Here is a 1,050-nt window from a genome sequence, read left to right on the forward strand (position 1 = left end):
GCGATACGCCGGCATCCGGTATTGCCAGCCTTGATCCGAATGCAATAACGGTTTGTCCTTGCGCCGCAGCTTGGCCAGCGCCTTCTTCAGCATGCCGCTGACCAGTTCGAAGCTTGGACGTTGATCCATCTGGTAAGCCACGATCTCGCCGTTGTATAGATCCATCACCGGCGATAGATACAACTTCTGCCCGCCGACGTTGAACTCCGTCACGTCCGTTACCCACTTCTGGTTGGCCTGCGTGGCACTGAACTGACGTTGCAGCAGATTGGGTGCGGCCTGCCCGATCTCACCTCGCCAAGAGCGATATTTCTTCGGGCGCACCAGGGACTTCAGTTGCAATTGCTGCATCAGCCGCTGCACGGCCTTGTGGTTGACGAGATGCCCGGCTTGCCGGATGGCAGCCGTCACGCGTCGATAGCCGTAGCGTCCCTTGTGATGTTCGAACACCGTCCGGATCTTTGCCTTCAGATCAGCGTGGCGATCGTCGGCATTCAGCGTCCCCAACTGGTAATAGAACGTGCTGCGCGCCAAACCGGCCACCTTCAGAAGCGCTGCTACCGGATGATGCTGTCTGAGCTCGCGCACTATTTGCGTTTTTTCTTTTGCGCTGCCTGCTTCTTGGCCAGCAGCGCATCGAGCTTTTTTAGGTACGCCACCTCCGCACGCAGATACTCGTTTTCCTTGAGCAATTCCTCGCGCGAGCGTTCATCCGGTGTGCCGGCTTCGGTGGGCTTGGGTGGAAGTGATGTGACCATCTTTCGGGGGCGCCCTCGTGGCCGAGGCGTCAAAGCGTTTATACCGCCTTCATCATACAGACGCGCCCAGCGGGCCACACTTCCCGCATCACGAATGTCATACAGCGCCGAGACTTCACGCAGGGACAGCTCATCGCGCTGCATGTGCTGCAACACCCGCAGCTTGAACCGTGCATCGTAGCTACTGTATTTGCTCTGCAGTCCCGCACGGCCATGCGCGCGATACGCGGCAACCCAACGCTGCAACATTCCGGAATGGATGCCGTGACGGGCTGCCAGTGCGTCAAAACCA

At 58.8% G+C, this 1,050-nt stretch carries 1 pseudogene; it reads right to left on the reverse strand.

The features are described from left to right. A pseudogene (locus ACSHSS_RS30245) lies at window positions 1–1,050 on the reverse strand (IS3-like element ISBmu6 family transposase); the annotation flags it as partial.

The sequence above is a fragment of the Burkholderia sp. BC1 genome (assembly GCF_052683555.1).